Source organism: Minwuia sp. IMCC3009 (assembly GCF_029909415.1).
GTDB lineage: Bacteria > Pseudomonadota > Alphaproteobacteria > Minwuiales > Minwuiaceae > Minwuia.
This window is the reverse complement of the sequence record NZ_CP123781.1, coordinates 2003036-2024518: the sequence shown is the minus strand read 5'-3', so window position 1 is coordinate 2024518 and position 21483 is coordinate 2003036. Positions and strand designations below refer to the sequence as shown.

The following is a 21483-nucleotide window of genomic DNA, read 5'->3' as shown; positions in this document are numbered from 1 at the left end:
TGGCCTTCCCGCGCTGCATCAGGAGCTGCCCCGAGCATGAGTGTCACCCCCTCAGTCGTCGCACCACCACAGACGACAATGGCGCAGGCGCTGCTGGTCGGGACACTGACCATGTCGACGATGCTCTACGCCATGACGGTGACGATCGCCAATGTCGCCCTGCCGAAGATGCAGGGGGAGTTCGGCGCGACGCAGGACCAGATTGCCTGGGTCGTGACCTTCAACATCGTGGCGACGGCGGTGATGACGCCGCTGACCGGCTGGCTGATCGCGCGGCTGGGCCAGCGCAAGGTCATGATGTACTCGGTGGCGGGCTTCGCGATCTCGACGATGCTCTGTGGCATGGCGTCGTCACTGACAGAAATCGTGATCTATCGCGTGTTTCAGGGCCTGTGCGGCGCACCCATGGTGCCGACCAGCCAGTCCATTGTCCTGCAGGCCTTCACCAAGGACAAGCAGGCGAGCGTCATGTCGATCTTCGGCATGGGCGTGGTGATGGGGCCGATCATCGCGCCGACCCTCGGCGGTTACCTGTCTGAGGAATATGGCTGGCGCTGGGTCTTCTTCATGATCGTGCCCTGCGCCGTGCTGGCCTTTGCCGGTATCCTGGTGATCGTCCGCGATCTGGCCACGCCGGGCCGGATCCGTCTCGACTGGACCGGGTTCATCAGCCTGTCGATTGCCGTGGCCGCAACCCAGCTGATGCTGGACCGCGGCGAGCGGGAGGACTGGTTCGAGTCCATGGAGATCATGCTGGAACTCGGCCTGGCCGCACTGGCGTTCTACATCTTCATCGTCCACAGCCTGACAGCGGACAAGCCGTTCCTGAACTTCAAGCTGTTCAAGGACCGGAACTATGCCTTCGGGATGCTGTTCATCCTGATCTTCGGCATGCTGAACTTCACGCCGATGGTGCTGTTTCCGCCGCTGCTGCAGCACCTGCGCGGCTTTCCGGACACCGACATCGGCTGGCTTCTGGCGATGCGCGGTGTCGGCACGCTGATCGCCTTCACGGCCATGGTCTGGCTGTCGAAATATGACCCCAGACGCTGGATGACCCTCGGCTTTCTGATGCAGGGCATTGCCGGTCTCTATATCGCAGGCTTCAACATCAACCTGACGGCCTTCGACGTGGCCTGGACCAGCATGCTGCAGGGCTTCGGAGTGGGCATGACCTGGGTGCCGACGACACAGATTGCCTTTGCCACACTTCATCCCCGGGACGCGGGGGAGGGCAGTGCGGTCTTTCACCTGATCCGCAATTTCGGCTCCAGCCTGTTCATTTCCATCAGCATTGCCGTCGTCATCCGGACCAGCAACATCAACTATTCCGACCTGACGACCCATGCCTCGCCCTTCAACGAGAACTTCCAGTATCCATCCTCGGCGGGGGCCTGGAATCTGGACAGTCTGCAGGGGGTGGCCGCTTTCGCCGGCGAGATCGGGCGGCAGTCATCGATGATCGGGTATCTGAACGCTTTCTGGCTGTTCGGCGTTGTCTCACTCGCCGTCATTCCATTCCTCTGGATGGTGCGGTGGGAAGGGAATCGCTGAGTTGACGCCGGAGATCGTACGCTGGATCATCAATTCACGTTTCAGGGGAGATAAAGCATGAACGACCGGAGCGAAGCCGACATTGCCGAATGTCTGCAGCCGACCGACCTGATCGATTCCGATCATCCGGGAATCGTTGCCTTCGCCAGGAAGGTGGTGGGATTGGAGACGGACCCGAAGGCGAAGGCGATCAAGCTCTATTACGCCGTTCGTGATGACTTCTATTACGACCCCTATGGCGTGCGCATGACGCAGGATCATTTCCGCGCCAGTGCCTGTCTGGAGCGCAACAGCGGTTTCTGCATCACCAAGGCCGGTCTGCTGGCCGCGGCGGCGCGGGGGCAGGGCATTCCGGCGCGGCTGGGATTTGCCGATGTGCGCAATCATGTCTCCACGAAGCGCATGAGCGACCAGATGGGCACCGATGTCTTCTACTATCACGGCTTCACGGAGCTGTTCATCGACGGCAAGTGGGTGAAGGCGACACCGGCGTTCAATATCGAACTTTGCGACAAGTTCCGGATCATGCCGCTCGACTTCGACGGTGAGAACGATTCCGTCTTCCATCCGTTTACAGCGGATGGCGACCGGCACATGGAGTATGTGCAGGAGCGCGGGCATCGCAATGACATGCCCTTTGAGGAGATTCGCGACTGCTTTCGCGAGTTCTACCCCTACATGTTTGATGACGGGACCGCGATCGACGGTGATTTCGCGGCCGAGGCGGAGGCGGAGAACGCCTGATTTCCAAGGGGTTGGTTCGACGGTCCGGGACTGCGGCGCTTGGTCCGGGGATTTCGTGAGTCGCGGAACTGGTTGCAAAGCCTGACTGATGGCATAAGTCGCACAACAATCAATCCAGCCCGCGTTTGCCGCGAACGGAATTTTCTCCGGTCTCGCGCCTGTTGGGCTACTCCGTTTCCGTCGCTGACGGAGCTGCCATAGGAGTTCCGACGTGATCACGATCCGTGAAGCCCTCACCTTCGATGATGTCCTGCTCGCCCCGCGCGAATCCGGTGTTCTGCCGGGGGAGGTCAGCACCGCCACCAACCTGACGCGGGAAATCGCGCTTGGCGTGCCCGTCCTGTCTGCCGCCATGGACACGGTGACGGAGGCCCCCATGGCGATTGCCATGGCGCGGCTGGGCGGTATCGGCGTCATCCACAAGAATTTCACGGTCGAGGAACAGGCGGAGGAGGTGCGCAAGGTCAAGCGCTACGAATCCGGCATGGTCGTCAATCCGGTCACAATCTTCCCTGACGAGCCGCTGGCCAATGCGCTGGCGCTGATGAATACCCGGTCGATCTCCGGCATTCCCGTCGTGGAACGCAAGACCCGGCGTCTGGTGGGCATCATCACCAACCGAGACGTCCGTTTCGCCACCGACAAGCGCCAGCCGGTTTCCGAACTGATGACGCGGGAAGGCCTGGTGGTGGTTCAGGACAGCGGCGTGAACCGTGAAGAGGCGAAGCGGCTGCTGCATCAGCATCGCATCGAGAAACTGCTGGTGGTGGACGAGGACTATCGCTGTGTCGGTCTCGTCACCGTGAAGGATATCGAGAAGGCGGAATCGCACCCGCATGCCTCGAAGGACGCCCAGGGGCGCCTGCGGGTCGCGGCAGCCACCGGCGTGGGGCCGGAGGGGCTGCGTCGCACCGAGGCACTGATCGAGGCCGGTGTCGATCTGGTCGTCGTCGATACTGCGCATGGCCACAGCCTGCGGGTGCTGGAGGCCGTGTCGGAGATCAAGAAGCGCTCGAACTACACCCAGGTGCTGGCCGGCAATGTCGCCACCGCCGACGGTGCCCGCGCCCTGGTCGATGCCGGGGCCGACGCCGTGAAGGTCGGTATCGGTCCGGGGTCCATCTGCACGACGCGGGTCGTTGCCGGTGTGGGCGTGCCGCAGCTCACCGCCATCATGGATGCGGTCAGTGTCTGTCGGGATGCCGGGATCCCGGTGATCGCGGACGGTGGCGTGAAGTTCTCAGGTGACCTGGCGAAGGCAATCGCCGCAGGCGCGTCCTGCGCCATGATCGGCTCCCTGCTGGCCGGCACCGACGAGTCGCCGGGCGAGGTGTTCCTGTATCAGGGCCGGTCCTACAAGTCCTATCGCGGCATGGGCTCGCTCGGCGCCATGGCGCGTGGTTCCGCCGACCGCTACTTCCAGGAAGACGTGAAGAACGAACTGAAGCTGGTCCCGGAAGGAATCGAGGGGCGCATCGGCTACAAGGGTGCGGTCAGCCAGGTGGTGCACCAGCTCGTCGGCGGCCTGCGGGCGGCCATGGGCTATACCGGTTGCGTCGACATCCCGACCATGCACCGGAGCTGCGAGTTCCTGCGCATCACCAACGCAGGCCTGCGGGAGAGCCATGTCCATGACGTGGAGATCAGCCGGGAGGCTCCCAACTATGGCGGCGGACACTGATCGCGTCGGCACCGGGACGTGACCCCCGCCGCCAGACTTCAGGCCGCCATCGAACTGCTTGACCGGATCGAGACCGAGGCACCGGCCGCCGACTGGATCATGCGCGACTATTTCCGGAAGCGGCGCTACGCGGGGTCCGGTGACCGTCGCGCTGTTGGCCAGATCGTGTTCACGGTGCTGCGCCAGCGCGGGCTGATTGACTGGCGTCTGGTGCAGGGAAATCTGCCAATCACCAATCGCTTGCGGGTATTTCTTTCCCTGTTGCTTGAAGAAGACGCCGCTGCGCTGCCCGCTGAATCCACGGCCCATGGACCGGTTCCGCCCACGGCGGACGAGACCACGGCCCTGGACCTGGCCCGGACGCAGGATGCTGCCGAAGCGCCCCTGCCGGACCGTGCCGGTTTCCCTGCGCATCTGCTGGCGGACCTGACGGAGACCTACGGAGAGGGCGTGGAGCAGGAACTGCTGGCGCAGCTCCAGGACGTGGCTGCCGTCGATATCCGGGTGAACAGCCAGAAGTCGGACCGGGACACGGTCCTGGCGCGTCTGGAAACCGATGGCATCGGTGCCACGGCGTGGGGCTGGACCGGAACGGCGGTCCGGCTGGCAGGACGGCCGAACCTGAATGCGCATCCACTGCTGGGCGACGGCACCATCGAGATTCAGGATGCGGGCAGTCAGCTCGTCTCCGCGCTGGTCGGGGTGGAGCCGGGCCAGCAGGTTGCTGACTTCTGTGCCGGGGCAGGGGGCAAGACCCTGGCTATGGGCGCGCGCATGGAGAACCGCGGCGAGCTGCATGCGCTGGACGTGGACGTGCGCCGGCTGGAGCGGCTGCGGGCCAGGGCAACCCGTGCCGGACTGCGCAATGTGCAGAGCCGACGGATCGATCCGGAGGGCGACCTGCCGCAGGAACTGGTCGGACGCATGGATCGCGTCCTCGTCGATGCGCCGTGCTCCGGCAGCGGCACCTGGCGTCGCCAGCCGGAACAGCGCTGGCGCCTGGACGCGGCGCGACTGGAGCAGCATCAGGTGCGCCAGATACAGATTGCCGGACGTGCCGCCACGTTGCTGCAGCCGGGCGGCCTGCTGATCTACGTCACCTGCTCCATCCTGCGTGCCGAGAATGAGAGCGTGATCACAGAACTGATGCGACAGCTTCCGCATCTTGTGCGTGTCGATTGCCGGGATATGGCTGAAAAGGCCGGAGTATCACTGCCCGAAGGGGCTGTTACAGAGGCAGGGGAACTGCGGCTGTCACCGTATTGTCACGGCGTGGACGGCTTTTTTGCGGCTGTCCTGCGCAGCGATATCCGGTAGTGTCTGCAGCAGCCCGGTCACGATCAAACCACGTGAAGGAGTTTAATGATGTCGAAGTTTACGCGCGGCGTTGCGGTGGCCCTCACCATGGGTGCGCTTGCCCTGACACCGGTTGCGGTTTCGGCCATGGGATCAAGTTCCAGCGACGATTCCTCCAGCAGCAAGGCAAAGCCCTCGAATGCTGCCTATGACCGCGGTGTCGCCGCGGTGGAGGCTCAGGACTGGAAGACGGCGATCACCAACCTGGAACTGGCCACGGCCAAGGACCCGGGGAACGCGGACGCCTTCAACTATCTCGGCTATGCCTATCGCAAGAGCGGCAATTATCTCGACGCCCTCTCGTCCTACCGCACGGCCCTGGACATCGATCCGGAGCACAAGGGTGCGCACGAGTATATCGGTCAGGCCTATCTGGAGATCGGCAACATGGCCGAGGCGGAGAAGCATCTGGCTGCGCTCGATTCGATCTGCACCTTCGGCTGCGCCGAATATACCTCGCTGAAGAATGCGGTGGCCCGGGTAAAGGGTTCCTGAGACCACGGTTTTTCCGTGACCTCTCTGCCCGCTGGACAAGTCATGGCCATCCGCGTATCGGGTGGCCATGACTGACAGCGTTCTGATCGTCGATTTCGGCTCCCAGGTGACCCAGCTGATCGCACGGCGTGTGCGAGAGGCCGGGGTATTCTGCGAGATCGTGCCTTTCGACAAGACCACCGAAGGGCTGGCGCGACTGCAGCCCAAGGGGATCATCCTTTCCGGCGGCCCCGCCTCCGTTACCTTTGACCACACGCCGCGTGCGCCCCAGGCCGTCTTTGATGCCGGTCTGCCGATCCTGGGCATATGCTATGGCCAGCAGACGCTGGCACAGCAGCTCGGCGGCGGTGTCTCGCCCAGCGAGGAAAAGGAATTCGGCCGCGCCGATATCGAGGTCGTGGACGGTTGCGCCCTGTTCGACGGCGTCTGGTCCACAGGCCACAAGTATCGGGTCTGGATGAGCCATGGTGACCATGTCACCAGGCTGCCGCCGGGTTTCCGCGTCGTCGCAAGCTCCGTCAACGCCCCCATCGCCGCCATCGCCAACGAGGCGCGGCAGATCTTCGGACTGCAGTTCCATCCGGAGGTGGCGCATACCCCCGACGGTGCCCGCCTGCTGGCGAATTTCTGCCTTGGCGTCTGCAACTGTGCCGGCGACTGGACCATGGCAGCCTTCCGCGACGACTCCATCCGGCGCATTCGGGAGCAGGTGGGCGACGGGCGCGTGATCTGCGGTCTTTCCGGTGGTGTCGATTCCGCCGTCACCGCCGTACTGGTGCATCAGGCAATCGGGGAGCAGCTGACCTGCGTCTTCGTCGATACCGGTCTGATGCGGATGGGGGAGGCGGACGAGGTCGTCAGCCTGTTCCGCGACCACTACAACATCCCGCTGGTGCACAAGAATGCGGAGCCCATGTTCATGGGCGCGCTGGCCGGGGTCAGCGACCCGGAGACCAAGCGCAAGATCATCGGCAAGCTGTTCATCGACGTGTTCGAGGAAGAGGCGAAGGCCATCGGCGGCGCCGATTTCCTGGCCCAGGGCACGCTCTATCCCGATGTCATCGAGTCGGTCTCCTTCGCGGGCGGTCCGAGCGTCACCATCAAGTCGCACCACAATGTCGGCGGCCTGCCGGAGCGGATGAACATGTCGCTGGTGGAGCCGCTGCGTGAACTGTTCAAGGATGAGGTTCGCGTCCTGGGCCGTGAACTCGGCCTGCCGGAGATCTTCGTCGGTCGCCACCCGTTCCCCGGACCCGGCCTCGCCATACGGCTGCCCGGCGAGATCACCAAGGAGAAGGCCGATACCCTGCGCAAGGCCGACGCGATCTACCTCGACGAGATCCGCAAGGCCGGGTTCTACGACGACATCTGGCAGGCCTTCTCCGTGCTGCTGCCGGTCAAGACGGTTGGCGTGATGGGGGATGAGCGGACCTACGAGAGTGTCCTCGCCCTGCGCGCGGTCAATTCCACCGATGGCATGACCGCCGATTTCTATCCGTTCCCCCACGATTTCCTGGGCCGCGTCGCCACCCGCATCATCAACGAGGTCCGCGGCGTCAACCGTGTCGTCTACGACGTGACCTCGAAGCCGCCGGGCACCATCGAATGGGAGTGATGGTCTTGCGCAGTCCCGCTCCGGCCACGCTTCATTCGGACGGCTGAGGGGAAGGGACCGTGAAGGTCTGCATCTCTGGCGCATCGGGAAAGTCGGATCGTTCCATGATCGGGCCTTGCCCTGCGCGCAGTCGGTTCCGCCGGTGGCGCGGGTGCCGGTCAGTATCCGTTCCCCTGGATTGCCTCCAAGTCCTGGTAGGGTCCGTCGACGAGAGGAGGCGGATGAATGAAGCGATCATGGTTGACGGAAAAGCAGATCATCGGGGTCTTGCCGCAAGGTCGGAGGTATCGCGAACTCAGAACCTGTCGCCACGGAACTGACCGGTCGAACAGGCGAGGCGACAGGATTGATCCACGGGATCCTTGGCTATGACCTCGCCGACAAATGATCAGATGATCAGATGACGAATGTCAGATAAGATATGAGCTGGATTGAGTCCGTTACTATGACCATGGTGTTCTTTAAGTGCGGAAGAATTGGCCAGAATGCACGAAATCATCAAGCAAGGTTTGTCATACTGGGGAAGTATTTGTCGGGGCCGAACCACGCCGTTGCGATCTGATTTCAATCCAATGCATATACCCGGGCTTCTGCCCAACATGATTTTGTTGGGTGTGGTCGATGGCGGGCGAGATTTCGAATATCGCGTGATAGGTGAGAATATCAAGTCGATACTATTTGAGAATTATACCGGTCGGTTTCTGAGCTCTCAGCCGCATGTGGAACCTGACGGACCGCTGATGACGCAACTCAGGGAAGCGGTTCAAACAGGCAGGCCGGTCAGGAGCCCGATCGAGTATATCGGACCACACAGCGATTTTCGCAAACTGGACGAGATCAACCTGCCACTCGCCAATGAGAGCGGTCAGGTCACCCATCTTTTGATATTCATAGTCCTGGTTGATAAGTTGAAATCTGAATAGCCCCGCGTTTTCGAAGCACTCCCGGTTCACGTTTTTTTCTGCCGTTCGCACGCGACAGGCGACAGCTTCCCGTTCCTCAGGTGCTTGCGCTTCGGGTCTTGTGCCTTGACAGTCATGCGTCAGTTTCCGATATTTCTGTCATGACAGAAAAAACGGAAAATACGAAAAACCTCCCCAAGGCCGTTGAGCAGTTCGTTCTGCAATGGGGCGATCTTGGCGGGCAGTGGGGGGTCAACCGGTCGGTGGCCCAGATCCATGCGCTGCTGTTTCTCGCCGATGGTCCGATGACGGCTGAGGACATCTCGGAGCAACTGGGACTTGCGCGTTCCAATGTCTCGAACAGCATTCGCGAGCTGATCGGCTGGAAGCTGATACGGCGTATCCCGGTCTTTGGTGACCGGCGCGACCACTACGAGGCCGAGGGGGATCTGTGGCAGGTCCTCACCTGCATTGCGCAGGGCCGGAAGGAGCGCGAGATCGACCCTGCCATCGCCTCATTGCGACAGGTGCTGGCATTGGCTGATGGCGATCCGAAAGTCAGCAGGGTCGCGCGCAACCGCCTGCATGAACTGAATGACTTCATGACGACCCTTGATACGTGGTTCGGGCAGATGATCACCATGCCGCCCAGCACTCTGATGCGGCTGATCCGGCTCGGCAGCCGGGTCGCGAACCTGCTGGGGGCGGGAAGGACCGCACGGAAGGCTGATTCAGATTAGTCAGAGTCGGTCCGGCCTCGGTCCGTGCAGGTGAGACGAAGGACAGGAGAGGGTGAGATGAGCGTGGCTCCCGATTGCTACCCGGTTCACGATGCGCGGCGCGACCAGGCGAATCATGACCATGCACCCACGCTGCCCGATATGCGGTTTCGTGCCCTGCTCGGGGCCGTGGTGTGGGCACGGCTGCCGGAGGCTGTGCGCGACAGGTTCAGCAAGCGTCTCCAGCCCGGTCAGGCGGTCACCTATGTCGGCAGTATCGTGGAGAGCCGCCGAAATCTTGCGGGACGACTGGTTGCCGAGGTTGCCCGACTGGTCGGCGCGCCACTGCCTCTCTCGGATGCTCTTGGGGTCCCGGCTGTCGTCTCGGTGACAGAGGATGCGGCCTCGAAGGGCCAGTTCTGGACCCGCATGTACGGTCGCGCGCAGGGGTTCCCGCAGGTCATCCACAGCAGCAAGCGTTTCGATGGTCCGACCGGGCTGGAGGAATATGTCGGCTGCGGGTTCGGCATCGCGCTCAGGGTCAGCGCGGACGACAAGGCACTGTACTTTCACAGTGATCACTGCTTCCTGAAGGCGGGGAAACGACGCTTGCGGATACCGGCAGAGCTGGCCCCCGGCGCACTGACCGTCAGCCATGTGGATCAGGGCAGCGGCCAGTTTGCGTTCGTCCTGTCGCTCCGCCACCCGCTGCTTGGCGACATGATCTTCCAGAAAGGAACCTTCCGGGAGGCCTCGGTGCGCGAGGCGTCGCAGGCCCTGACAGTGAACTGAAGGGCGATCAAGGGAACTTTGGCGTTTACAGACGGTTTACCAGCGTCCCATACCTTGCGTGTGAAACAAGAGCTGTTTGGGGGCAGGGCGAAATCATGGCGAGTGTCATTCCGCGGATGGATCTGGACGAATTCACCGATGCCGAGCGCTGGCAGGCGGATGATCTGGTGCGCCAGTACGGGGACGGTGCCGAGAGTGTCACCACCGAGCGGATCATCGCCGCGCTGGAGGAGGGGCAGATCGACCGTATCGTCTCCGCCGTCCGCGTGCGGCGCTGTGTGCGGACCGTGATGCAGAAAGAGCCTTACATGCGTCGCCTGTCGGACAAGATCGCTGCCGCGGTGGAACAGGCCATGGAGCAGGGCAGGGTGCAGCTCGCCCAGCGTCTGCAGCCCGCTTTCGCCGCCGCCCGCGACGCCGAGAAGCAGTTCGTCAGCGACCGCCGCCAGAAGGTCGCGAACTGACGACTGCCCGGAGTTTTTCCGGGTTCCGGACGCTGTAGACCCGACGGATCACTCCCTCCGACACCTCGATACCCAGTATCTGGTCCGGTTCGCCGTTCAGGTGAACCAGCAGGGCTGGCCGACCGTTCACCATCAAGGGGCGGAATTCCAGGCTGTCGCCGCGTTCCATGGCCTTGCGTGTGACGCCCACGTGGAACCTGGCAATCCTGTCCGGCCCCATGATCGGGCGCAGTGCCGAGATACGGACGCCGCCACCATCCGCATAGGCGATGGCATCTTCCGACAGCAGGGCCGTCAGAGCCGCCACGTCACCGTTGCCTGTGGCACTGACAAACCGTTGCAGCAGTGCCAGGTGCTGTTCGTTCGTTGCCGGTTGCTTCGGCTGATCCTGCCGTACGGCCTTGCGGGCCCGGCTGGCGAGCTGGCGGCAGGCAGCCTCCGACCGCTGCAGGGCACGCGCGATTTCGGGGAACGGCGTGTCGAAGACGTCGTGCAGCAGGAAGGCCGCCCGCTCCGCCGGTGACAGCCGTTCCAGCGTCAGCAGCAGCGCGAAGGAGAGGTCGTCGGCCAGAGCCGTTGCAGCCTCCGGCGACATCTGTTCCGCATCCGGCACAGGTTCCGGCAGCCAGGGCCCGACATAGAGTTCACGCTGCGCCCGCGCGCTCTTCAGCCGGTCCAGGCACAGGCGCGTGGCCACGGTGGTCAGCCAGGCATGCGGCGCACGCAGCGCCTGCGTGTCCGCGCCCTGCCACCGCAGCCAGGTGTCCTGCACGATATCCTCCGCGTCCGTGCGACTGCCCAGCATGCGGTAGGCCAGACCCAGCAGTCGCGGTCGCGCCGCCGAGAAGGTGGCCGACGAGGGGGCGCTGCGGTCCATCCGGTCAGGCCGCTTTCCGGTGCATGTCGACCACCCGTGACCCGAGCTGGATACGCTGACAGGCCTGCCCGAAGCCAAGCCCGGTCTTCACCATCGGGAAGATGCGCCCGATCTGTGTCGCGAATGTCAGATCGACGATGGCCTGGTCCCCATGGGCCGCCCGAACGGCCTCCCGCGCGGCATCCAGTTCGAGCGTCCGTCCGACCAGTGCCGCAGCGAAGCGATACCCGAGGGCCGTTGCGCCGCTCATGCGTGCCTCTGCCCCGGTCAGCACCGCGTCGATCTGGTCGTCCGTCATCCCGGCCTCCCGCGCCATGTCGGTCGTGATCTGCAGGCAGGGCCCGCAATCCTCATGCATCGCGCCAACCAGTTTCGCGGCACAGGCCGCATCGCGCGGTGCCGCTTCCCTGTGGCGGGCCAGCGCCATGACCGGACGAAAGCCGAAGAAGCCGCGCGGGCTGACCTTCAGCAGGTACTCCAGATAGCTGACATCATAGTCGTAGTGGCGGCCAAAGGCCCGCAGTGCCCGCCGGGCGAGGAAAGTGCGCATGTCCGTTCTCCTGCATCGTTTCATCTGTGACACGGACTTGACGATGCAGGGTCGCCGATTGTGACAGACGGCTTCAGATTTCCAGTCGGTAGACCCTCTTCGCGGTGTCATGAAACAGGTTCTGGCGCTCCGTATCCGAATAGGCGGCAGCGATCAGCTTGAAGGCATTCCAGAGCACGGGGTAGGAAACGGAGAGCTTGTCGACCGGGAAATTGCTTTCGAACATGCAGCGGTCAGGCCCGAAGCAGTCGATGGCATGGGCGTACCAGTCCCCGGTGGCCGCCACCAGCTCCCGTGCGGTGGGGGGCTTGTCGCGGTGGTGCCAGGCAAAGCCGTTGATGGCCATGTTGATGCCGCCAAGCTTGGCCACGACGTTGGGACAGGTTGCCAGTTCGGCGAAATCGCCTTTCCAGACCTCGAAGATCTCGTCGCGCTTGCCGGCATAGGGACCGATGCCGACAGGGCCGATGAAATGGTCGGCGATGATGGTGGTTTCCGGGAAGGCGCGGGCCAGGGCGGTGACTTCCCTGATCTGGTGGTGATAGGCCCAGGCTTCGAACGTCAGTCCACGCGGGGCCAGGCAGGCGAATCCTTCCCGGAAGGTCGGGTCGGCCAGCATGCCGGGGAACGGGTTGGTGTGGGAGTTGCGGACCGCGTCACTGGCGTCGAACCCGGCGGCGTGGCGAATGCCGCGAAAGCGGGCCGGGGCGGCACGCTGATGTGCCTCCAGCACCTCGTCCACCGCCGCGCCCAGGTTCAGATCGGCCAGGCTGACGATGCCCGCACAGGCGCGGATGGGACCATAGTTGCCGGACGCGCTTCTGGCCGCGACGCCATTGACGAATTCCGTCTCGCCAACCGGTTTCTGGGCCTCCGGTCCGTCGGCGCGGTACATCACGCCGCATTCGACGAACACGGTCGCGACAACATTATGACCGCTGCCGGTATCGGCCAGCAGTTCCTCGAACAGGTAGCGACTGCCGGGCAGCGCCTTCACTGCCGGCTTGTCCCAGAGGTGATGGTGCGGATCGATGATCGGCTGGCCGGGATCGATGATCTCTTCCTGAACCTGATCCAGCCATTCCTGATTGATTGCCATGCCATCATTCTCCCCGATCATCAGCATTCATCTTTTCAGCAGGATCGGGATCATGCCATGCTCCGCGCGGCGATGCATTGCATCTGCCCCCCCCTTCCAACTGGAGCGCCACTATGACCTATGGTCTTGGTCTGTATCTGAAGGACGGTATCGTCATCACGGCGGATACCCGCACCAATGCGGGCGTCGATCACGTGGCAACGGTACGCAAGCTCAACCTGTTCCAGCAGCCTGGACAGTCGATCATGGTTCTGGCCAGCGCGGGCAACCTGGCCACGACACAGGCGGTTGCCACGATCCTGGAGCAGCGCACCCGCCAGCCCGGACATGCAACCAACCTCTTCGAGGCGCCGACGATGTTCGATGCCGCCACCATGGTCGGCAACGTGTTGCGGGAAGTCATGACAGCCCATGCCAATCACGTGCAGGGATATGGCGACCCGAGTGCCAGCATGCTGTTCGGAGGCCAGGTCAGGGGGGAGGGCCATTGCCTGTTCCTGATCTACTCCGCCGGCAACTTCATTCAGGCGACGTCCGATACCTGCTTCCTGCAGATCGGGGAACTGAAGTACGGCAAGCCGATCCTGGACCGGGCCTTCCGCTTCTCCACCACCAGCATGGCCGACGCGGTGAAGCTTTCGCTGCTGTCCTTCGATGCCACGGTGCGTTCAAACCTGTCGGTGGCACCGCCGTTCGACATGATCTGCTATCGCGCCAATTCGCTGGAACCGCTGGAGATCAGGCGGTTCGAGAAGAATGATGCCTATTACTCCGACGTCCGGCGCAGCTACAGCCAGTCACTGCGGGAGACGGTGGCCAACCTGCCCGTCATCGACTGGCCGGGAATGATTCCGCCGAATGGTCAGTAAGGCGCGCTTTCAGACGGTGTAGCGCCGGACGTGGGTCACGGATCCATAGCCGCCGCGGGTGCGGGCAAAGACGGTTTCGACGGGTTCGCGGGTCACCATCATGTGGGTGGCGTTGGCATGGATCAGGTGGCCCGCGCCGTCCGCGATCATGCAATGGCCGGGGAAATACACCAGATCCCCGTGCTGCAGATCGTGCATGTCGGCGGGTTTCGCCACGTCCTGGCCGAGTTCGTCGCGCTGCATGTCCGAATCGCGCGGCGGCGTCCCGCCCAGTGCCTGCACGGCCACCTGAATCAGGCCGGAGCAATCGAGGCCCAGGCTGCTGCGTCCCCCCCAGAGATAGGGCGCGCCGAGGTTGCGCAGGGCCACGGCGACGACGTCAGCCTCCGGCGCATCAAGGGGCCGGATGTGGTTGGCCATGATGTGGCGACCGTCCGCCAGCACCGCAAACCGGCCTTCGACGGCGACGATGCTGATGCGCGCACCCAGCGTGACCCGGCCGACGGGCGGGTCCTTTATCGTCGGGTTCCGGAACAGATGACTGAGTCTGGCGCTGACCATGTGGGTCGGTGGGGCCGCGTCATCGAAGGAGAGGCCATCGAGCCGGACATGCCCGACATAGCCATCCAGGTGCCCCTGGACCCAGGCCCAGCCGTCGCGCTGTTCATAGACGGCCACATCCTCCCCGAACAGCAGCTCGGATATCTGCATGGCCTGCGGTTCAGGTCGCGCCTGGATCGACAGGGTTTCCCGAACGACACGTGCGGTGACCGGTTCCACGAAACGCGCGGCTTCTACCTGACCCCGAAGATATTCGGCGGCGAGGTCGTCGCGGTAGGGATGGCGGCGGTGATCAAGGGGGGTGGCGTTGCGCATGGCGGGGATTGTTCACTGCCCCGCGCTGCATCGCAAGTGCGGGTCGGTGATGGCGGGCAGAAGACGCGATTCCCTGGTGAAACGCAGTGCGCCGTCGCATCGGGAGGTCCCCCGCGCGACGGCGCAAACGCGTCCGGTTGTCGTTGAAGGTCTCAGGCAGCGGGGCGCTGGGCGAGGCCTTCCATGATCGTGCGGTTGATTTCGATCAGCGGCTCGATGCTCTCGCCGCCGCGCATCACGGCGCTGGAATACTTGTCCACCCACAGCGACAGGGAGATGACTGAGGCACGGATCGCATCCGGCAGGCCGTTCTCGTCGCGGCTGCAATCACTCAGCAGGGTGCTCCAGAGCCGGCGATTGCGGTACAGCGCATCGACGACGGCACGGTCGTGCCGGGGGGTGTCCTTCACCTGCATCAACTGACGCGTGATGTCGGCAAAGAGGCGGTATTCGGTGTCACGCGGGTTCTCGGCGACCCGCTGGGTCCGGCTATACGCTTGCAGGCTCATGATGCAGTCTCTCACTTTCGAAATCGAGCAGCTTCCGGCAGAGCGTCAGACCCTTGTAGTACTGACGATCCATGACGCACTGGCTGACGGCGACACAGGTGGAAAGGGCTTCGGGATCGGTCAGGACCCCCATGAACTCCGACATGCGCATGACGAATTCTTCGTAGAATCGCGGTCGGACCTTTTCGTCGAGATACATCGACATGATGGCGAAATAGATGCGCTTCGAGGGCGTATCGACATCGTCGGCCTTGAGGATATCCCGCTCCCGCAGGATCGAGGCCTTGTTGTGAAGGACCAGCGTGGCTCTGCGGTCGCCATTTGCAATGACGGCACCGTTGATCACGAATTTCTCCCCTGGTTTCAGGGTCAGCTTCAGGGCCATTCGTTTTTTCCGGCCGGACTACCGACCGCCTTCTGACGCGAACTGTTGACGGGTCCGTCTGCGGACCGTGAACGAACCTTGCCCCCGTGCTGGTTGAATTATCGTTAACGCTACCGGCAACCGGATTTCCGGGGGATCAGGATCATCTGACGGGCCGCCTTAAACGTTTCTTAAGCCTGACAGGGCTGAATGCGGGACTGTTGATCAATCCGGTACGAGAGGTTTCGGCATGGCCCGCAACGCCGCGCGCAAGAAGAACTCGGACGCCAGCCTGCGTCAGGACGCTCCGACCCTGGGTCGCAACATCATGCAGGCCGGGACCTATCAGATCATGGCGACGCTGCAGACGGTCGATGATGACCGGAAGCCTTCCCGCGCCGACCTCAAGCGCGCGGTTCAGCACCTCAGGCAGGGAAGCAGGTTCGCCGGGCAGGGCAGGTTCGACGACGCGGCGGTCGAATTCCTGCAGGCGCATGTGCTTGACCCGGCCAATGCCGACACGTTGCTGGTGCTGGGCAACAACCTGCGGCACGCAGGGCAGGTGCAGGCGGCGGTGCACGTGCTGGAGAAGGCACTGAAGGTGTCCGGCGAGGATCCCGAGATCATCTATGGCATCGGCCTGCTGGCGCAGGACCTCGGCATGCTGAAGGCGGCGGAGAACATGTTCGCGCTGGTCATGCAGCGCACACCCGACGACAGCCGTGGCCCGATTGCGATGGCGTCGGCGAAGCGCGCGGGCGGTGACTATGAGGCCGCCATCGATACCCTGAAGTTCGCGGTGCAGACGAAGGTCGAGGATCCGACACTCTGGCAGGCGCTGGCCGTCACGGTGGCGGAGGCGCAGGGTGCCGATCAGGCCCGCCCGTTCTTCGACGAGGCGCTGCGGCTCGCGCCGGAATTCGAGATCGCCTACGCCAACATCGGCCATGCCTATTCGGCGGAGGGGCGTTTCGCGGAATCGCTGCCATATCTGGAGAAGGCGGTGAGCATGCGTCCCGACGATGCCGATACCCGCTTCAACTATGCCTCGTCACTGCTCGGCACGGGCAACCTGGAGAAGGGCTGGGCCGAATACGAATGGCGGCTGGACCGTCGCCGCGGTGACTCCGTGGTCTTCGTCCATGACCTGCCGCGCTGGCACGGCGAGGACATTTCCGACAAGACCCTGCTGATCTCCGACGAACAGGGTATCGGCGACGCCATCATCTTCGCCAGTGCCTTCCAGGAAGTCATCGACCTGGCCGGTCACGTCATCATCGAATGCGACCGCCGCCTGGTGAGCTGGTTCCAGCGTTCCTTCCCGCAGGCAACGGTGCACCGGCATGTCACCTTCCGGTCCAACAACAAGATCCACCGTCACTATGGCTGGCTGAAGGACGAAGAGGTTCCGAAGCCGGACCTGTTCATTCCCTCCGGTTCCCTCTTCAGCATCTTGCGTCCGGACATGGAGAGCTTCCGGCGCGGCGACAGCTATCTGACGCCGGACCCGGAGCGCGTGGCCTTCTGGAAGGCGCGGTTCGATGCGCTGGGGGAGGGGCCGAAGGTCGGTCTCTGCTGGTCCGGCGGCTTCGTGACCCCGATCCGTTCCAAGGGCTACATGTCGCTGAGCGACTTTCAGCCGTTCTTCGATCTGGCGTCGAAGGGCGCGCACTTCATCGACGTCATGTACAAGGACGCCAGCGAGGATCGCGCCCGTCTGAAGACGGAATTCGGCATCGACCTGCATGACTGGGACGACATCGACCGCCGCAACGAACTCGACGAAGCAGCGGCCTATACGGTTGCGCTGGATTTCGTGGTGTCCATTTCGTCGTCGCCTGTCGCCATCGCGGGCGCGGTGGGCGTGCCGACAGTCACCCTGCTGCACAAGCCTGACCGGTTCCACTTCGGTGCGGGGATCGAGCCATGGTTCCCGAAGGCCGAGATATTCGTTGCCACCAACCGCGCCGAATGGCCGGCCGTCCCCTGCAAGGCGGCCCGCATCGCGACGGGTCGGCGGCTGGGTCTGGAACCGGCACTGGAACGCAGCGATGCATGACCTGGTCCCGATCATCGTCCAGGCCCGCACCGGATCGACCCGGTGTCCGGCCAAGGTGATGCGCCCCGTCGCAGGGCGTCGGCTGATCGACTACACGCTGGATGCGCTGGAGCGCTGTCGTGTTGCCCGCCCGCTGATCGTGGCAACGTCAGACGACGCGCTGGATGACGCGCTGGCAGCCCATTGCACCGCCCGCAACGTGCCCGTGATACGCGGGCCGCTCGACGATGTGGCCGGGCGCTTCCGGACCGTGCTGGAACGCTTCCCCGTCCGCGCGTTCGTCCGGGTCTCCGGCGACAGCCCGCTGATCGACCGGCGGCTGGTTGATGATGCGGTAACCCGGTTCCGCAACGGCGGTGCCGATGTCGTGACCAATGTATTCCCGCGCACCTTCCCCAAGGGGCAGTCGGTCGAGGTGGTGTCTTCGGACGCATTCCTGTCGGCAGAGGCGGAGATGACCGACGCGTCGGACCGTGAGCATGTGACCCCCTGGTTCTACCGCAGCCCGGATCGCTATCGCATCGTCAATATCACTTCCCGGTTCGACAGTGGCGAGACCTCCATGGTGGTGGATACGGAAGAGGACTTCGAGCGCTTTCGCGCCGTCGCCCGCGACCTGAATGCGCCGACATGGCGCTATCGCTGGGATGAACTCGCCGAACTGCCCCGGACCACGGGCCAGGTGGCGTCATGATCCAGGCGGGGATCATCGGCCTGGGCGTAGGTGAACGTCATATCGGTGGCTATGAACGTCATCCCGAATGCCGCGTCACGCGACTGGCCGATTTCTGTCCCACCAAGCGGGCTGACGTGCGCACACGTTTCCCGGACCGGGAAATCGCGGACAATGCGGATGCCGTGCTGGACGACCCGGACGTTTCCATCGTCTCCATCGCCTCCCACGATCAGGATCATTTCGCGCAGGTGATGCGGGCGCTGGACGCCGACAAGCATGTCTTTGTCGAGAAGCCGCTGGTGCTGGAAATCGACCATGCGCGCCAGATCCGGGCGAAACTGAACCAGAAGCCGCACCTGAAGATCTCCTCGAACCTGATCCTGCGCCGCTGTCCCCGTTTCCTGAAGCTCAGGGCTGACATCGCGGCAGGGGATTATGGCCGCCTGTTCCACATCGACGCCGATTACCAGTATGGCCGCATCCACAAGCTGCTGGGCGGCTGGCGCGGTGAATTGCCGGGCTACAGCCTGGTGCTGGGGGGCGCGGTCCACATGATCGACCTGGTGCTCTGGCTGACCGGTGACCGCGCGGTGGAAGTGACCGCCATGGGCAACCGCATCGCCACCGCCGACAGCGCCTTTGCCAACTTCGACCTGGTGCAGGCGCTGGTCCGTTTCGAGAGCGGCATGGTCGCGAAGATCGGCTGCAACGGCGGCTGCGTGCACCCGCATTTCCACAAGCTGGAGGTCTACGGCACGAACGCCAGTTTCGTTAACGGTTTGGAAAGTGCGTTTGTTTACCGTGATCGGCATCCCGGCAGAAGGCCGGAAACAATGAGGGAGGCCTATCCCGGTGTCGACAAGGGTGACCTGTTACATGATTTCGTGGACGCGGTGCTGCATGACCGCGCGCCGGAGGTGAGTGCAGATGACGTATTCCGCTCCCTCGCCGTCTGTTTCGCCATCGAACGCGCCGCTCACACCGGCAAGTCCATCGCTGTCGAGCAGCTCTGACAATTCCGCTTTCCGCCAGATCCATTTCGGCCGTCCGATCATCGGCGAGGCCGAGCGCCGTGCCGTGCTGGAGGTGCTGGAAAGCCCGATCCTGGTTCACGGTCCCCGTGCCCTGAAGTTCGAGGAGGATTTCGCCGCCTTCACCAATGGCGGGCAGGCGATCACCGTCTCCTCCTGCACCGCAGGGCTGCATCTCGGCTATTTCCAGCTTGGTCTGGGGGCCGGGGATGAGGTCATCGTGCCCGCACAGACCCACACCGCCACCGCGCACGCCGTCGAATATGTCGGCGCGAAGCCGGTGTTCGTGGATGCGGAACCGGAAACAGGCAATATCGACATCGACCGGATCGAGGCGGCGATCACCCCCGCCACGAAGGCAATCTCCATCGTCCATTACCTGGGCATGCCGGTCGACATGGTGCGCATCAACGCCATTGCCGCGAAGCATGGCCTGTTCGTCATGGAAGACGCGGCGCTGGCCGTCGGCACCTACCTGGACGGCATCCACGCCGGTCTGATGGGCGACATGGGCTGCTTCTCCTTCTACCCCGTCAAGCACATGACGACGGCGGAGGGGGGCATGGTCCTGACCCGTGACGACGCGCTGGCCGAACGCATCCGCCGCAAGAAGGCCTTCGGCCTGGACCGCACGGTGACGGAGCGCAAGGAACCCGGCGTCTATGACGTCACCCAGCTCGGCTTCAACTACCGCATGAACGAGATGCAGGCGGCGATGGGGATCGAGCAGCTGAAGCAGGTCCAGGGGTTCCTGGATGCGCGTCATGCCAACTATGAACGGCTGGAGGCCGGGCTGAAGGAACTGGACGGTCTGCACCTGTTCCAGTCCAGCAATGGCCGGTTCCAGAGCAGTCATTACTGCCTGTCGGTGGTGCTGAAGGGCGCCCGGGCATCGCGGCGTTCCGACGTTGCGGCGGCGCTGAACGCACAGGGCGTGGGCACCAGTGTCTACTACCCCGGCCCGGTCCCGGCACTGGCCTACTACAGCGACAAGTACGGCCTCCGCGCGGAGGACTTTCCCAATGCGACCGAGATCAGCCGGTGTTCCATCGCGCTGCCCGTCGGCCCGCATCTGAACCATGACGACATGGATTTCATCATTCACGCCATGAAGAAGGCTTTGCACGATGTCCGTTGAAACCAACTTTCACACAGAGCAGTCGGCACTGACCGGCAAGAAGGTCGTGATCATCGGCGGTGCCGGGTTCATTGGCCACAACATGGCGCTGAAGATGAAGTCGCTCGGCGTCGAAGTGGCCGTGATCGACAGTCTTGGCGTCAACAACTACTACGCCATCGAGCGGGAGCGTTACACGAACCCGAACGGCGAGATCTATCTGAACTTCATCAAGCAGCGGATGAACCTGCTGCATCAGGCCCAGGTGCCGTTCATCGAGGCGGATGCCCGTGACTACCATGCCCTGTCAGAGGCGCTGGAAGACCTGAACCCGGACTACATCGTGCATCTGGCTGCCGTTTCGCACGCCAACCGCTCGAACAAGGACCCGTACTCCACGTTCGACCATTCGCTGCGGACCCTGGAGAACGCGCTGGACGCTTCGCGCTCCACGCGCCTGAACGTGCAGCGGTTCGTCTATTTCTCGTCCTCCATGGTCTACGGCACCTTTGCCGACGGCATCGTGGACGAGGAGACCACCTGCAACCCGATGGGCATCTATGGCGCGCTGAAGTTCGCGGGCGAGAAGATGGTGATCGCCTACAATCAGGTCTTCGATCTGCCCTACACGATCGTGCGTCCCTCCGCGCTGTACGGGGAGCGCTGCGTCAGCCGCCGTGTCGGCCAGGCGCTGATCGAGAACGCGCTGCGCGGCAACACGCTGACCATCAATGGTGATGGTACCGACTGCCTGGACTTCACCTACATCCAGGATCTGGTTGGTGGTGTGATCGCGGCGCTGGCATCGCCCGACGCCGCCAACGAGATCTTCAACCTGACCTATGGCCAGGGCCGTTCGCTGAACGAGATGGTGGAGATCATCCGGGAGCATTTCCCCGGCGTCGAAGTGCGCCACAATGATCGCGACAGCCTGATGCCGGAACGCGGTACCCTGTCGGTGGACAAGGCCAGGAGCCTGATCGGTTACCGTCCGAGCCATCCGCTTGATGTCGGCTTCGTCGATTACATCAACTGGTACAAGGACAACTGGGCCAGCTTCATCGGGACGAACACCGCCCCGGATGACGGCCAGGTCGTCTATCTGAAGCGGCGTGCCTGGGCGTGAACGCGCAT

The 21483-nt window shown here is 63.4% G+C and carries 22 protein-coding genes; 16 read left to right on the top strand and 6 right to left on the bottom strand.

The features are described 5' to 3' along the window. Positions 1-36: 36 nt before the first annotated feature. The 10 genes from QGV55_RS09480 to QGV55_RS09435 all read left to right on the top strand — a co-directional run bounded on the left by QGV55_RS09480 (position 37) and on the right by QGV55_RS09435 (position 10322). Complete coding sequence (locus QGV55_RS09480; protein ID WP_281017058.1) at positions 37-1554, top strand: DHA2 family efflux MFS transporter permease subunit; 1518 nt, start codon at positions 37-39, stop codon at positions 1552-1554. 57 nt (positions 1555-1611) lie between these two features. Beyond that, positions 1612-2298 carry a transglutaminase family protein gene (locus tag QGV55_RS09475; RefSeq protein WP_281017059.1) on the top strand — a complete coding sequence of 229 codons (687 nt, stop codon included), beginning with the start codon at positions 1612-1614 and terminating at the stop codon, positions 2296-2298. 214 nt (positions 2299-2512) lie between these two features. After that, positions 2513-3979, top strand: coding sequence for an IMP dehydrogenase (guaB, locus tag QGV55_RS09470; RefSeq protein WP_348637706.1), 1467 nt, complete (start codon positions 2513-2515; stop codon positions 3977-3979). Positions 3980-3997: 18 nt separating this feature from the next. Beyond that, positions 3998-5296, top strand: coding sequence for an RsmB/NOP family class I SAM-dependent RNA methyltransferase (locus QGV55_RS09465; protein ID WP_281017061.1), 1299 nt, complete (start codon positions 3998-4000; stop codon positions 5294-5296). 48 nt (positions 5297-5344) lie between these two features. Then, complete coding sequence (locus QGV55_RS09460; RefSeq protein WP_281017062.1) at positions 5345-5830, top strand: tetratricopeptide repeat protein; 486 nt, start codon at positions 5345-5347, stop codon at positions 5828-5830. A gap of 67 nt (positions 5831-5897) precedes the next feature. Continuing rightward, the gene (gene guaA / locus QGV55_RS09455; RefSeq protein ID WP_281017063.1) at positions 5898-7445 is read left to right on the top strand and encodes a glutamine-hydrolyzing GMP synthase; all 1548 of its coding nucleotides are present in this window, start codon (positions 5898-5900) and stop codon (positions 7443-7445) included. Positions 7446-7930: 485 nt separating this feature from the next. Further along, positions 7931-8368, top strand: a complete 438-nt coding sequence (locus tag QGV55_RS09450) for a PAS domain-containing protein (protein ID WP_281017064.1) — start codon at positions 7931-7933, stop codon at positions 8366-8368. A 140-nt stretch (positions 8369-8508) separates the two neighbouring features. Next, positions 8509-9087: a MarR family transcriptional regulator gene (locus tag QGV55_RS09445; RefSeq protein ID WP_281017065.1), complete on the top strand. Its 579-nt coding sequence runs from the start codon at positions 8509-8511 to the stop codon at positions 9085-9087. A gap of 57 nt (positions 9088-9144) precedes the next feature. Next, entirely contained in the window at positions 9145-9858 is a 714-nt protein-coding gene (locus QGV55_RS09440; protein WP_281017066.1) for a DUF4166 domain-containing protein, read from the top strand. A 95-nt stretch (positions 9859-9953) separates the two neighbouring features. Beyond that, positions 9954-10322, top strand: coding sequence for a hypothetical protein (locus QGV55_RS09435; RefSeq protein ID WP_281017067.1), 369 nt, complete (start codon positions 9954-9956; stop codon positions 10320-10322). On the opposite strand, the gene QGV55_RS09430 is transcribed toward QGV55_RS09435, so the two are convergent. From QGV55_RS09430 to QGV55_RS09420, 3 genes are all read right to left on the bottom strand, one after another. Further along, complete coding sequence (locus QGV55_RS09430) at positions 10291-11199, bottom strand: sigma-70 family RNA polymerase sigma factor (protein ID WP_281017068.1); 909 nt, start codon at positions 11197-11199, stop codon at positions 10291-10293. The genes QGV55_RS09435 and QGV55_RS09430 overlap by 32 nt on opposite strands. A 4-nt stretch (positions 11200-11203) precedes the next feature. After that, on the bottom strand, positions 11204-11749 hold the full coding sequence (locus QGV55_RS09425) for a carboxymuconolactone decarboxylase family protein (protein ID WP_281017069.1): 546 nt from the start codon (positions 11747-11749) through the stop codon (positions 11204-11206). A gap of 73 nt (positions 11750-11822) precedes the next feature. Then, complete coding sequence (locus QGV55_RS09420) at positions 11823-12848, bottom strand: amidohydrolase family protein (protein WP_281017070.1); 1026 nt, start codon at positions 12846-12848, stop codon at positions 11823-11825. A gap of 113 nt (positions 12849-12961) precedes the next feature. Here QGV55_RS09420 and QGV55_RS09415 point away from each other — a divergent pair, with 113 nt between their 5' ends. Beyond that, positions 12962-13717 carry a hypothetical protein gene (locus QGV55_RS09415; protein ID WP_281017071.1) on the top strand — a complete coding sequence of 252 codons (756 nt, stop codon included), beginning with the start codon at positions 12962-12964 and terminating at the stop codon, positions 13715-13717. 9 nt (positions 13718-13726) lie between these two features. Here the strand turns inward: QGV55_RS09415 and QGV55_RS09410 are convergent, their stop codons facing one another. From QGV55_RS09410 to flbT, 3 genes are all read right to left on the bottom strand, one after another. Continuing rightward, positions 13727-14593 carry an NlpC/P60 family protein gene (locus QGV55_RS09410; RefSeq protein ID WP_281017072.1) on the bottom strand — a complete coding sequence of 289 codons (867 nt, stop codon included), beginning with the start codon at positions 14591-14593 and terminating at the stop codon, positions 13727-13729. A gap of 152 nt (positions 14594-14745) precedes the next feature. Next, positions 14746-15102, bottom strand: coding sequence for a flagellar biosynthesis regulator FlaF (flaF, locus tag QGV55_RS09405; RefSeq protein ID WP_281017073.1), 357 nt, complete (start codon positions 15100-15102; stop codon positions 14746-14748). Continuing rightward, positions 15083-15487: a flagellar biosynthesis repressor FlbT gene (gene flbT, locus QGV55_RS09400; protein WP_281017074.1), complete on the bottom strand. Its 405-nt coding sequence runs from the start codon at positions 15485-15487 to the stop codon at positions 15083-15085. The genes flaF and flbT overlap by 20 nt, the downstream gene beginning before the upstream one ends. A gap of 229 nt (positions 15488-15716) precedes the next feature. On the opposite strand from flbT, the gene QGV55_RS09395 reads away from it, so the two are divergent. From QGV55_RS09395 to QGV55_RS09375, 5 genes are read left to right on the top strand one after another with little or no spacing between them, the layout of a single operon-like run. Further along, positions 15717-17525, top strand: coding sequence for a tetratricopeptide repeat protein (locus tag QGV55_RS09395; protein ID WP_281017075.1), 1809 nt, complete (start codon positions 15717-15719; stop codon positions 17523-17525). Further along, positions 17518-18219, top strand: a complete 702-nt coding sequence (locus QGV55_RS09390) for an NTP transferase domain-containing protein (RefSeq protein ID WP_281017076.1) — start codon at positions 17518-17520, stop codon at positions 18217-18219. The genes QGV55_RS09395 and QGV55_RS09390 overlap by 8 nt, the downstream gene beginning before the upstream one ends. Further along, positions 18216-19214, top strand: coding sequence for a Gfo/Idh/MocA family oxidoreductase (locus QGV55_RS09385; RefSeq protein ID WP_281017077.1), 999 nt, complete (start codon positions 18216-18218; stop codon positions 19212-19214). Before QGV55_RS09390 ends, QGV55_RS09385 begins: the two co-directional genes overlap by 4 nt. After that, positions 19129-20370, top strand: a complete 1242-nt coding sequence (locus QGV55_RS09380; RefSeq protein ID WP_281017078.1) for a DegT/DnrJ/EryC1/StrS family aminotransferase — start codon at positions 19129-19131, stop codon at positions 20368-20370. The genes QGV55_RS09385 and QGV55_RS09380 overlap by 86 nt, the downstream gene beginning before the upstream one ends. Next, positions 20360-21475 carry an NAD-dependent epimerase/dehydratase family protein gene (locus tag QGV55_RS09375; RefSeq protein ID WP_281017079.1) on the top strand — a complete coding sequence of 372 codons (1116 nt, stop codon included), beginning with the start codon at positions 20360-20362 and terminating at the stop codon, positions 21473-21475. Before QGV55_RS09380 ends, QGV55_RS09375 begins: the two co-directional genes overlap by 11 nt. Positions 21476-21483 lie beyond the last annotated feature (8 nt).

Bases quoted from the DNA above. Each gene is read 5' to 3' on its own strand.
- flbT (WP_281017074.1), bottom strand. From the start codon at position 15,487: ATGGCCCTGAAGCTGACCCTGAAACCAGGGGAGAAATTCGTGATCAAC.
- QGV55_RS09480 (WP_281017058.1), top strand. From the start codon at position 37: ATGAGTGTCACCCCCTCAGTCGTCGCACCACCACAGACGACAATGGCG.
- QGV55_RS09445 (WP_281017065.1), top strand. From the start codon at position 8,509: ATGACAGAAAAAACGGAAAATACGAAAAACCTCCCCAAGGCCGTTGAG.
- QGV55_RS09450 (WP_281017064.1), top strand. From the start codon at position 7,931: ATGCACGAAATCATCAAGCAAGGTTTGTCATACTGGGGAAGTATTTGT.
- guaA (WP_281017063.1), top strand. From the start codon at position 5,898: ATGACTGACAGCGTTCTGATCGTCGATTTCGGCTCCCAGGTGACCCAG.
- QGV55_RS09385 (WP_281017077.1), top strand. From the start codon at position 18,216: ATGATCCAGGCGGGGATCATCGGCCTGGGCGTAGGTGAACGTCATATC.
- QGV55_RS09460 (WP_281017062.1), top strand. From the start codon at position 5,345: ATGTCGAAGTTTACGCGCGGCGTTGCGGTGGCCCTCACCATGGGTGCG.
- QGV55_RS09425 (WP_281017069.1), bottom strand. From the start codon at position 11,749: ATGCGCACTTTCCTCGCCCGGCGGGCACTGCGGGCCTTTGGCCGCCAC.
- QGV55_RS09430 (WP_281017068.1), bottom strand. From the start codon at position 11,199: ATGGACCGCAGCGCCCCCTCGTCGGCCACCTTCTCGGCGGCGCGACCG.
- QGV55_RS09390 (WP_281017076.1), top strand. From the start codon at position 17,518: ATGCATGACCTGGTCCCGATCATCGTCCAGGCCCGCACCGGATCGACC.
- QGV55_RS09475 (WP_281017059.1), top strand. From the start codon at position 1,612: ATGAACGACCGGAGCGAAGCCGACATTGCCGAATGTCTGCAGCCGACC.
- QGV55_RS09410 (WP_281017072.1), bottom strand. From the start codon at position 14,593: ATGCGCAACGCCACCCCCCTTGATCACCGCCGCCATCCCTACCGCGAC.
- QGV55_RS09375 (WP_281017079.1), top strand. From the start codon at position 20,360: ATGTCCGTTGAAACCAACTTTCACACAGAGCAGTCGGCACTGACCGGC.
- flaF (WP_281017073.1), bottom strand. From the start codon at position 15,102: ATGAGCCTGCAAGCGTATAGCCGGACCCAGCGGGTCGCCGAGAACCCG.
- QGV55_RS09395 (WP_281017075.1), top strand. From the start codon at position 15,717: ATGGCCCGCAACGCCGCGCGCAAGAAGAACTCGGACGCCAGCCTGCGT.
- QGV55_RS09415 (WP_281017071.1), top strand. From the start codon at position 12,962: ATGACCTATGGTCTTGGTCTGTATCTGAAGGACGGTATCGTCATCACG.
- QGV55_RS09380 (WP_281017078.1), top strand. From the start codon at position 19,129: ATGACGTATTCCGCTCCCTCGCCGTCTGTTTCGCCATCGAACGCGCCG.
- QGV55_RS09435 (WP_281017067.1), top strand. From the start codon at position 9,954: ATGGCGAGTGTCATTCCGCGGATGGATCTGGACGAATTCACCGATGCC.
- QGV55_RS09440 (WP_281017066.1), top strand. From the start codon at position 9,145: ATGAGCGTGGCTCCCGATTGCTACCCGGTTCACGATGCGCGGCGCGAC.
- QGV55_RS09420 (WP_281017070.1), bottom strand. From the start codon at position 12,848: ATGGCAATCAATCAGGAATGGCTGGATCAGGTTCAGGAAGAGATCATC.